Origin of the sequence: Phenylobacterium sp. (assembly GCF_035276905.1) — a bacterium.
In the GTDB taxonomy this organism is placed as follows: Bacteria; Pseudomonadota; Alphaproteobacteria; order Caulobacterales; family Caulobacteraceae; genus Phenylobacterium.
Map to the genome: position 1 here is coordinate 1 of NZ_DATELG010000081.1, position 9,955 is coordinate 9,955.

General features: G+C 71.5%; 10 protein-coding genes. 3 read left to right on the forward strand and 7 right to left on the reverse strand.

Annotated elements, in window-relative coordinates; translation table 11 throughout:
• Positions 1–72: 72 nt before the first annotated feature.
• The 6 genes from VJS38_RS03370 to pyk all read right to left on the reverse strand — a co-directional run bounded on the left by VJS38_RS03370 (position 73) and on the right by pyk (position 5,977).
• Positions 73–342 carry a hypothetical protein gene (locus VJS38_RS03370; RefSeq protein WP_324086741.1) on the reverse strand — a complete coding sequence of 90 codons (270 nt, stop codon included), beginning with the start codon at positions 340–342 and terminating at the stop codon, positions 73–75.
• 2 nt (positions 343–344) lie between these two features.
• Complete coding sequence (gene eda, locus VJS38_RS03375) at positions 345–983, reverse strand: bifunctional 4-hydroxy-2-oxoglutarate aldolase/2-dehydro-3-deoxy-phosphogluconate aldolase (protein ID WP_324086742.1); 639 nt, start codon at positions 981–983, stop codon at positions 345–347.
• Positions 980–1,948 (reverse strand): glucokinase, encoded by a 969-nt coding sequence (gene glk, locus VJS38_RS03380; RefSeq protein WP_324086743.1) that lies wholly within the window; start codon positions 1,946–1,948, stop codon positions 980–982. Before glk ends, eda begins: the two co-directional genes overlap by 4 nt.
• A gap of 1 nt (position 1,949) precedes the next feature.
• Positions 1,950–3,761 carry a phosphogluconate dehydratase gene (edd, locus tag VJS38_RS03385; RefSeq protein ID WP_324086744.1) on the reverse strand — a complete coding sequence of 604 codons (1,812 nt, stop codon included), beginning with the start codon at positions 3,759–3,761 and terminating at the stop codon, positions 1,950–1,952.
• Between the two features lie 3 nt (positions 3,762–3,764).
• A complete protein-coding gene (pgl, locus tag VJS38_RS03390; protein WP_324086745.1) occupies positions 3,765–4,436 on the reverse strand; it encodes a 6-phosphogluconolactonase in 672 nt (223 codons plus the stop codon).
• 128 nt (positions 4,437–4,564) lie between these two features.
• Entirely contained in the window at positions 4,565–5,977 is a 1,413-nt protein-coding gene (pyk, locus tag VJS38_RS03395; RefSeq protein ID WP_324086746.1) for a pyruvate kinase, read from the reverse strand.
• A gap of 147 nt (positions 5,978–6,124) precedes the next feature.
• Between pyk and VJS38_RS03400 the strand changes: the two genes are divergently transcribed.
• The 3 genes from VJS38_RS03400 to VJS38_RS03410 all read left to right on the forward strand — a co-directional run bounded on the left by VJS38_RS03400 (position 6,125) and on the right by VJS38_RS03410 (position 8,864).
• A complete protein-coding gene (locus VJS38_RS03400) occupies positions 6,125–8,014 on the forward strand; it encodes a glycoside hydrolase family 15 protein (protein WP_324086747.1) in 1,890 nt (629 codons plus the stop codon).
• Positions 8,015–8,027: 13 nt separating this feature from the next.
• Positions 8,028–8,294, forward strand: coding sequence for a hypothetical protein (locus VJS38_RS03405; protein ID WP_324086748.1), 267 nt, complete (start codon positions 8,028–8,030; stop codon positions 8,292–8,294).
• 72 nt (positions 8,295–8,366) lie between these two features.
• Positions 8,367–8,864, forward strand: a complete 498-nt coding sequence (locus tag VJS38_RS03410; protein WP_324086749.1) for a peroxiredoxin — start codon at positions 8,367–8,369, stop codon at positions 8,862–8,864.
• Positions 8,865–9,183: 319 nt separating this feature from the next.
• Here the strand turns inward: VJS38_RS03410 and VJS38_RS03415 are convergent.
• A partial coding sequence (locus VJS38_RS03415) for a phytanoyl-CoA dioxygenase family protein (RefSeq protein WP_324086750.1) occupies positions 9,184–9,955 on the reverse strand: 772 nt, incomplete at its 5' end.

The window sequence follows — 9,955 nt, forward strand, 5'->3', positions numbered from 1 at the left end:
CGGGGGTGTTCGTCGGGCGGTAGAGCCGCCGAAACCCTGGCCGCGCAACCTACCGGGCGCCAAGCGTCCAGGTCACCCCGCGTCGAAGCGTTCCCCCGCGACCCGTTCGCATTCCGCCGCCAGTTCGCGGATCAGCAGCGACAGGATCACCAGGGCGCGGCCCTCGACGTCGGCGGCCTCGGCGCCGGCGTGCCAGTCGACCAGCATGTCGAAGGCCAGCTCCGGCGTCATCTGGTTGCGCGCGAAGATGCTGACCGTCGCCGTGCCGGGCACCTCGGCCGGGCGCGCCGTGGCGGTCACCGTCCAGCGCAGCTGTTCGTTGGCCGGCTCGGAGCGATCCATGCTCACCCCTCGGTCGACGCCGCCGCCGGCTTTGCGAGCGCGGCGGCCTCGCGGGCTAGGTTGGTGATGCGGTCCCAGTCGCCGGCGCGCACGGCGTCGGCCGGCGCGACCCAGCTGCCGCCGACGCAGACCACGTTCGGCAGCGCCAGGTAGTCGGCGGCGTTCCTGGCGCTGATCCCGCCGGTCGGGCAGAACTTCGCCTGGCCGAAGGGGCTGGCGAAGGCCTTCAGCGCGTCGACGCCGCCGACGACGTTGGCCGGGAACAGCTTGAAGCGCTCGTAGCCCAGCGCCAGGCCGGCCATCAGCTCGGTGGCGGTGGCGATTCCCGGCAGCAGCGGAACCGGGCCGGCGGCGGGCGAATCGGCGATCAGCCCGGGGCTGACGCAGAAGGCCGCGCCCAGCTCGGCGGCGGCCTCGCGGGTCTTGTGATCGAGCACCGTGCCCAGGCCCACCACCGCGCCCTCGACCTCGGCGATCATCCGCCGCGCGCTCTCGAGGGCCGCCGGCGTGCGCAGGGTGATCTCCAGGACCGACAGCCCGCCGGCCACCAGCGCCCGGCCCAGCGGGACGGCGTGGGCCACGTCCTCGATCACCAGGACGGGGACCACCGGGCCCAGCTTGAGGATCTGATCGAGGGTCATAGACGCTCCATCTGGGCGAGCTCGCGCGCCGCGCCGACGATCGCCGGATAGGGGTGCAGCACGAGCGAGGTGGGGATCTGGGCGAGGTAGGGGCTGAGCCGCCCCTTGTCCTCGAAGCGGCGGCGGAAGTCGCTGGCCGCCAGCCGGTCGGCGACGCGGGGCGCAAGGCCGCCGGAGACGAACACCCCGCCGCGGGCGCCGAAGCTCAACGCCAGGTCGCCGGCCACCGAGCCCAGGATGGCGCAGAACCGGTCGACGGCGGCGCCGGCGCGCCGGTCGCCGGCGTTGCAGGCCTCGATCACGCCCCTGTCGTCGGCCAGCTCGGCGTTGGCGCCGTCAATCTCTGCAAGCGCGAGATAGAGGTCGAACAGGCCCGGCCCGGACAGCAGGCGCTCGATCGAGACCCGGCCGTGGGCCGCCTTGAGCCGGCGCCAGAGCTCGACCTCGATCTCGTCATAGGGGGCAAAGCCCGCGTGGCCGCCCTCGGTCGCGATCATCACGTCGCCGCGCTCGCCGCGGGCGAGGCCGGCCACCCCGAAGCCGGTGCCGGCGCCCAGGATCACCATCGGACAGTCGGCGCCGCCGCGCAGCTCGGGCCCCAGCGCGCGAAGGTCGTCGGCCTCCAGCTGCGGGCAGGCGAGCGCCTGGGCCGCGAAGTCGTTGATCAGCCGCACCGCCTCGAACTCGAAGTGCGCCAGGAGATCGCCCTCGGAGATCTGCCAGTCGAGGTTGGTGAACTCGATCTCGCCGTCGAGCACGGGGCCGGCCACGGCGATCACCGCCCGGGGCGGGCGCTTGCGGCCCATGGTCTGCTCCAGGTACTCGGCGATCACGTCGCCGAGACTGGCGTATTCCTTCGCCGGGAAGCTGCGGGGGTGGCGGATGTGGCCCTGGGAATCGACCAGGGCGAAGCGGGCGTTGGTGCCGCCGACGTCCCCGACCAGACCTTCGTACTGCGCTTTCAATTCAGGCCGCCTCGAAAAGGGTGCACGCGCCGGCGTCCGCCGGGCTCGCGACCCGGCGCATCCAGCCGAAGAGCTCGCGCCCGTAGCCGAAACCCGCCGGCTTGGCCACCGCCGGCGTGCGCGACTTGAGCTCGCGCGCGTCGACCTTGATTTCCAGCCTTCCGGCCGCCGCGTCGAGCCGGATGACGTCGCCGTCGCGCACATAGGCGAGCGGGCCGCCGGCGGCGGCCTCGGGCGTCACGTGGATCGCCGCCGGAACCTTGCCGCTCGCCCCGCTCATCCGCCCGTCGGTGACGAGCGCCACCTTGAAGCCCTTGTCGAGCTGGACGCCGAGCACCGGGGTCAGGGAGTGCAGCTCCGGCATGCCGTTGGCCATCGGCCCCTGGAAGCGGACGACGGCGATGAAGTCGCGGTTGAGCTCGCCGCGGGCGTGGGCGGCCAAGAGCGCGTCCTGGTCCTCGAAGACCAGGGCGGGCGCCTCGATGACCAGGTGCTGCGGCTTGACCGCCGAGGTCTTGATGACCGCGCGGCCCAGCGGACCGGTCAAGAGGCGGATGCCGCCCTCGGCCTGGAACGGATCGTCCGCCGGGCGCAGGATCTCGCGATCGAGCGAGGCGCCCGCCCCGTCGCGCCAGGTGAGCTTGCCGCCGTCGAGGAAGGGCTCCTGCTGGTAGCGCCGCAGACCCTGGCCGGCGACGGTCATGACGTCCTCGTGGGCGAGGCCGGCGTCCAGCAGCTGGCGCACGACGAAGCCCATGCCGCCGGCGGCGTGGAAGGCGTTCACGTCCTCCGAGCCGTTCGGATACACCCGCGCGATCAGCGGGGTGACGCGCGAAAGGTCGTCGAAGTCCTCCCAGGTGAGCAGCACGCCGGCCGCGCGCGCCATGGCCACCAGGTGCAGGGTGTGGTTGGTCGACCCCCCCGTGGCGAGCAGGCCGGCCGCGGCGTTGACGATGCTTTTTGCGTCCACAACCGCCGAGAACGGGGTGTAGTCATTGCCGCCGTCGCGGATCTCGATCGCCCGCTTCGGCGCGGCGGCGACCAGGGCGTCGCGCAAGGGGGTGTTGGGCGTCACGAACGCCGAGCCCGGCAGATGGAGCCCGATCATCTCCATCATCATCTGGTTGGAGTTCGCCGTGCCGTAGAAGGTGCAGGTGCCCGGGCCGTGGTAGGACTTCATCTCCGAGTCCAGCAGCTGCTCGCGCGTCGCCTTGCCTTCGGCGTAGAGCGCCCGCGTCCGCGCCTTCTCGGCGTTGGAGATGCCCGAGGTCATCGGCCCGCCGGGCACGAAGATGGTCGGCAGGTGGCCGAAGGCGGCGGCCCCGAGGAACAGGCCCGGCACGATCTTGTCGCAGATCCCCAGCATCAGGGCCGCGTCGAAGGCGTCGTGGGTCAGGGCCACCGCCGTCGCCATGGCGATCACGTCGCGGCTGAACAGCGACAGCTCCATGCCCGGCCGGCCTTGGGTGACCCCGTCGCACATGGCGGGCACGCCCCCGGCGTACTGCGCCGTGCCGCCGGCCTCGCGCGCGGCGTGCTTGATGATCGGCGGGAAGCGCTCCAGCGGCTGATGGGCCGAGAGCATGTCGTTGTAGGCCGAGACGATGGCGACGTTGGGCGCGGCGGGGTCGCGCATCCGGGTCTTGGCCGCGTCGTCCTCGGCGGCGAAGGCGTGGGCCCAGTTGGCGCAGGAGAGCTTGGCCCGTCCAGGCCCCGAATGCCTCGCCGCCTGCATCCGCTCCAGATAGTCGGCCCGCGCCTCGCGGCTGCGCTCCACGATGCGTTCGGTGACTTCGGCCGTGACAGGATGCATGGACTAAACCTCGTGAGCCGGGGACCAGAGGACCCTGACAGGAACACGCGTCTGCGACACCAACGCCCTGACCGGCAGGTCGGCGCCCGCCAGTGCGTTTACCAAGACCTCGCGCTTAGCCTCGCCGGCGATCAAGAGGAAGATCGCCCGCGCCTGAAGCAGGGCCGAAAGTGTCAGGCTGATGCGCGCGAGCGGCGGATCGCCAAGGCCCGCAGGCACGGAAACGGTCAGTCGCTCGGAACTCAAGTCCATCGCCGCCGCCAGTCCGGGGTCGCCTGGGATCAGCGAGGCGATGTGGCCGTCCTCGCCCATGCCCAGCATCACCGCGTCGAACGGCATGATCGCGGCCAGCGCGGCCGGATCCGGCTCCGGCCACAGCGGCATAAGGTGCGCCTTGGCGGCCGCCCCGGTCAGCAGCCGCTCGCGCACGCCCCGCGCGTTCGAGGCCGGATCGGTCGGCGGCACACAGCGCTCGTCGGACAGGGTGACGATCACCCGGTTCCAGTCGATCTCGGGTCCCCGGCGAAGCCGGTCGAACACCGGCCCGGGGGAACGCCCGCCGGTCGCCACCAGGCCCGCCCGGCCGTGGGTCCGCAGGGCGCCCGAAAGCTGCCGGCCGATGCCGAACGCCGCGGCCTCGGCGGCGGCGGCGAGATTGGGGAAGGACTCGATCATGTCGTCAGCCTCGCTTGCACACCTAACGCAGCGAACGCCCCTCGGTCAGCTTCGCGCAGATCCTCCCCCTTTTGAGCGGAAGCCCTCTCACCGCTTCGCGGAGCTCCCCCAAAGGGGAGCATCTTCGCCTAACGCCGCGGCGCGTGGGTCAGGCGCAGGACATTGGCGGCGCCGGGCGAGCCCATCGGGATGCCGGCGAGGATCATGATCCGGTCGCCGGGCTGGGCGAGGCCGGCCCTCAGCGCCATCTCGCCGGCGAGCCTGGGCATGTCCTCGGGGTCGTGGATGTCCGGCACGATGCGCGGCTCGACGCCCCAGGCCAGCGCCAGCTTGCGGGCGGTGGCGAGGTTGGGGGTCAGCGCCAGGGTCGGCGCCAGCGCACGCTCGCGCGCGACGCGCAGGGCCGTCTGGCCGGTGGCCGTGAAGGCTGCGACGCAAGCGGTGTGGGCGATGTCGGCGGCCTGGGTGGCGGCGGCGACCAGGGCGTCGGCGTCGCCGAGCTGATGCTCGGCGGCCATCAGCTCGGGCCAGCGGGGGTCCTTCTCCACCCGGGCGATGATGCGGTCCATGATCGAGACCGCCTCGAACGGGTACTGGCCGGCGGCGGTCTCGGCCGACAGCATCAGGGCGTCGGCGCCCTCGTAGACGGCGCCGGCGACGTCGGAGGCCTCGGCCCGGGTGGGCGCGGGCGCCGAGATCATCGACTCCAGCATCTGGGTGGCGACGATGATCGGGATGCCGCGGTCGCGGGCGGCGCGGATCAGCTGTTTCTGCACCACCGGCACGTCCTCGGGCGCCAGCTCCACGCCGAGGTCGCCGCGGGCGACCATCACCGCCTCGGAGAGGTCGAGGATCTCGTCCAGCACCTCGAGCGCGGCGGGCTTCTCGATCTTGGCCAGGACGCCCGCGCGGCCGCGGACGATCTGGCGCAGCTCGGCCATGTCGGCGGCGCGCTGGACGAACGACAGCGCCACCCAGTCGACCCCCTGGTTCAGCGCGAAGGCCAGGTCCTTGCGGTCCTTGTCGGTCAGCGCCGGGATCGGGATGGCGTTGCCGGGCAGGTTGAGGCCCTTGTGGTTCGAAAGCTTCTCGCCGGCCTCGACCACGGTGTCGGCGAAGTCCGGGCCATGCTCGGTCACCCGCAGCCGCACCTTGCCGTCGTCCAGCAGGATCGACGAGCCGGGCCTGAGGGCGGCGAACACCTCTGGGTGGGGCGCGCGCACGCGCTGCGCATCGCCCAGCGCGTCGTCGAGGTCGATGCGGAAGCGCTGGCCGGCGTGCAGCTCGACCATGCCGTCCTTGAACTTGCCGAGCCGCAGCTTGGGCCCCTGCAGGTCGGCCAGCACCGCCAGCGGGCGCTCGAGCGCGGCTTCCGCCTCGCGCACCGCCTCGATGGTCCTGGCGTGGTCGTCGTGGCCGCCGTGGCTGAAATTGACCCGGAAGACATCGGCGCCGGCGGTGGCGAGCGCCCTCACCTGCTCCGGCGCCCGGCTCGCAGGTCCGAGGGTCGCCACAATGCGGGCATGTCGGGCGCGGATCATCCGGCTTCTCGTCGGTTGAGGTGTGGCGGCGAGGGGCGAACGCGCAAGCGTCTCGCACAGGTTCGGAGCCAAGCATAGCCAATGAACGTTTAACGGCGCGTCAGCAGGGGACGCGCATCGCAATTCGAGAACCGAGGCCAGGGGACATTGCAGCAGACGCTCGACCTTTTTCCGATCGGCAATTGCACCGCCAGCGCCCTGATCGACCGGGCCGGACGGTTCGTCTGGGCCTGCGTGCCCCGGCTCGACGGCGACCCGTTCTTCTCCGCCCTGCTGAGCGGCGGCGATCCCGCGGACGCCGAAGGCCAGGGCCTTTGGGACATCACGGTGGAGGACGCCGTCCGCACCGACCAGCAGTACCTGCGCAACACGCCGGTGCTGCGCACCGTCACCACCAACCGCTCCGGCGCCGGGGTCGAGATCATCGACTTCTGCCCGCGCTACCGGCACTACGGCCGGACCTATCGGCCGCTCGCCTTCATCCGGATCGTCCGGCCGGTCTGGGGCGCGCCGCGCATCCGCATCCGCCTGCGGCCGACCGACGACTACGGCGCGCGGCCCTGCATCCAGACGGTCGGCTCCAACCACATCCGCTACGTCAGCCGCGAGGTCACCCTGCGGCTGACCACGGACGCCCCGGTCGGCCACATCAAGGCCGAGCGCACCTTCCGGCTGGAGAAGCCGATCGCGATGTTCCTGGGCCCCGACGAAAGCTTCGACGGCGAGGTGCAGGGCACCTGCGAGCGGATGCTGAAGGAGACGCTGGAGGCGTGGCGCACCTGGGTGCGCACGCTGTCGGTGCCCCTGGAGTGGCAGGAGGCGGTGATCCGCGCCGCCATCTCCCTGAAGCTCTGCGCCTATGAGGAGACCGGCGCGATCGTCGCGGCGCTGACCACCTCGATCCCCGAGCACCCTGCCGCCGAGGGCTTGGCCCGCAACTGGGACTATCGCTACTGCTGGCTTCGCGACGCCTATTACGTGGTCCAGGCGCTGAACCGGCTGGGCGCCGCCGACATGCTGGAGAACTACCTGGTCTATCTGCGCAACATCGTGGACCAGGCCACCCGCGGCTGCGCCGAGCCGCTGACCGAGGCGCCGGCGGGCACCATCGAGACCACCTCGCCGCCGCCCCGCCCGATCCCTTGCAAGGCCGGCCATGTACAGCCGGTCTACGGCGTCGGCCTGGAGCCGGTGCTGACCGAGTGGATCGCCCCGCACCTGCCCGGCTATCGCGGCATGGGGCCGGTGCGCGTCGGCAACCAGGCGCACGAGCACCACCAGCACGACGTCTACGGCCAGATCGTGCTGTCGACGGTGCAGGCCTTCTTCGACGAGCGCCTGTTCCGGCCGGCGACGGCGGACGACTTCTATTCGCTGGAGCCGATCGGCGAGCGGGCGTTCGAGGTGCACGATGCGCCCGACGCCAGCCTCTGGGAGTTCCGCGGGCGCGAGGCGGTGCACACCTATTCCTCGGTGATGTGCTGGGCGGCCTGCGACCGGCTGGCCAACGCCGCGATCAAGCTCGGCCTGACGGAACGGGCGGCCTACTGGCAGGAGCGCGCGGCGACGGTGCACCGGACGATCGAGCAACGCGCCTGGAACGAAAAGCTCGGCCGGTACGCGGCGACCTTCGAGGGCGACGAGCTGGACGCCTCGCTGCTGCAGATGGTCGACGTGCGCTTCGCCGCGCCGGACAATGAGCGCATGCAGGCCACCATGCGCGCGGTCGAGGAGGGCCTGAGGCGCGGGACCTTCATGCTGCGCTACGCCGTGCCCGACGACTTCGGCCTGCCGGAGACGGCGTTCAACTTCTGCACCTTCTGGCTGATCGAGGCGCTGCATCTCTCCGGCCGGACGGATGAGGCGCGGGCCCTGTTCGAGGAGATGCTGGACCGGCGCACGGCCGCGGGCCTGCTGTCGGAGGACATCTCGTTCGACGGCGACGAGCTCTGGGGCAACTATCCGCAGACCTATTCGCTGGTCGGCCTGATCAACTGCGCCACCCTGCTCTCCAAGCCCTGGACGAGCGTGCGCTGAGAGGAGGCCGCCCGTGACCGGCAAGGCGCGACGCCGCGACGATCCGGAGACGCTGCGCGAGGCGCTGCAGGCCGCCGACGAGCTGATCAGCCGCATCGAGGACCTGGTCGCCGACCACCTCGCGAAGAAGGAGGCCCTCGACGAGAAGGAGGCCTTCTACCAGCTGGTCGAGGCGCTGGAGACCGCCCCGGAGGTGGCCAGGATCCGCCTGGCCCTCGGCGACGACCCGCACCGGTTCGGCGAGCCGACGCCGCTCGCGGCGGGGGATCGGACGGGGTGAGAGCCGGGGCGCAGCGGACCCGTAGGAAGCCGGCTCAACGGCCGGTTTACCGGTTCCACGCATCCTCACGCCATGTCCGAAACTGTCGCGATGAGCGGTCAGGTCGCCCGCGGCGATCGGCTTCCCGACGCCAGCCTGGCCTTCATCGAAGGCGGCGAGCTCGCGATCCGCAAGACATCGCAGCTCTTTGCGCGAGGACGGTTCGTCATCGTCGGCGCGCCCGGGGCGTTCACGCCGGTCTGCACGCAGCTGCACCTGCCAGGCTTCGTGGACAGCGCGCCGTCGCTGCTGGCCTCGGGCTTCGACGGGCTGGTCTGCATCGCGCCGAACGATCCGTGGACCCTGGCCGCCTGGAGCCGCCGCATCGATCCCGAAGGACGGCTGCGCTTCCTATCCGACGGCAACCTCGAGTTCGGGCGGAGCGCGGGCCTCCTCGCGCGCGCGCCCGAACTCTTCATGGGCGTGTGCCTGCAGCGGTTCCTGCTCATCGCCCAGAACGGCATGGTGGAGAGGATACACGTCGAGCCGGAGATCAACGATGTCAGCTGCACCGCGCCGCATGTGATCTGACCCGCTCCTCAGCACGAAACTATGCGCTCGCGCCAACCTCCACCCGCCGCGTCGCCCCGATCGCCTGCAGGAAGGCCTCGTCGGTGACGGTAGCTGAGCACGGGGCGACCCAGGCCCCGCCCGCCTCCTGAACCCGAAGGCGAGGCGGACGAGGCCCCCGGAAGCGCGACCAAACGCTTGCCGGAAGCGGCGCACGGGGGCACGCGCGCCGCAGTTGCAGCCGGCCGCCTACGACAGCCGGCGTCAGACTAGACGCCGCCGACGGGCGGGCGCCTCAGGCTCCGGCGAGGCCTCGATGAGAGCGCCGCGTGCGCGGCGATCAGGGCGATCCGGCGAGGGTCGCGGCCCGTTCGCGCTGGAAGCGCACGGACTGGGCGGTCATCTCGCGGAACTGCGGCCGCGAGAACAGCCGCCGTCGCTTGCGGCCGGTGAAGACCAGGATGTAGGCGCGCCGGTTCCGCGGCGAGGTGTTGGGCGCCGAATAGTGCAGGGTGCGCGCATGATGCACCGTCGCTCCGCCCAGCGGCAGGGGACAGACCTCGACCACCGGCGGGTTCAGGTCCGCCACTTCGAGGCCGTGCACACGGGGATCGTTGTTGATCGTGCGATGGCGCATCACCTCGCCGCGGTGGCTCCGGGGCACGAACTGCATGCAGCCGGAGCTTGCGTCCACCGGCTCCAGGGGGATCCAGATCGACAGGCCGTCGTGATCGTAGCGCCCGTCCCAGAAGGCCTCGTCCTGATGCCAGGGGGTCGGGGCGCTGTGCTTGGCCGGCTTGAAGATGCCGTGGTCCAGGTCGAGCTTGGCCGAGGAGCCGAGGATCTGTTTCGCCGCGGCATGGCAACGCCGGAAGAGCGGCAGGGTCTTCAGCTCCGGCGCATAGCGGCTCAGCTGGAGCATCTGCGGCGCGGCGTAGACATGGGCCTCGCTCTCGTCCGGCTCGCCCATATCGAAGTAGTTGCCCTCTTCCCAGCCGGTCCGGCGCAGGAACAGCCGGTCATAGATCGGCGCCACCGCCTGCACCTCCTCGGGAGGCGCGAAACTGTCCAGCCTTACGAACCCCTCATCGCGAAAACGGCGCACGTCTTCG

Coding starts and splice junctions, on each gene's coding strand:
- eda (WP_324086742.1), bottom strand. CDS start 983: ATGACCCTCGATCAGATCCTCAAGCTGGGCCCGGTGGTCCCCGTCCTG.
- pgl (WP_324086745.1), bottom strand. CDS start 4,436: ATGATCGAGTCCTTCCCCAATCTCGCCGCCGCCGCCGAGGCCGCGGCG.
- edd (WP_324086744.1), bottom strand. CDS start 3,761: ATGCATCCTGTCACGGCCGAAGTCACCGAACGCATCGTGGAGCGCAGC.
- VJS38_RS03370 (WP_324086741.1), bottom strand. CDS start 342: ATGGATCGCTCCGAGCCGGCCAACGAACAGCTGCGCTGGACGGTGACC.
- VJS38_RS03410 (WP_324086749.1), top strand. CDS start 8,367: ATGTCCGAAACTGTCGCGATGAGCGGTCAGGTCGCCCGCGGCGATCGG.
- pyk (WP_324086746.1), bottom strand. CDS start 5,977: ATGATCCGCGCCCGACATGCCCGCATTGTGGCGACCCTCGGACCTGCG.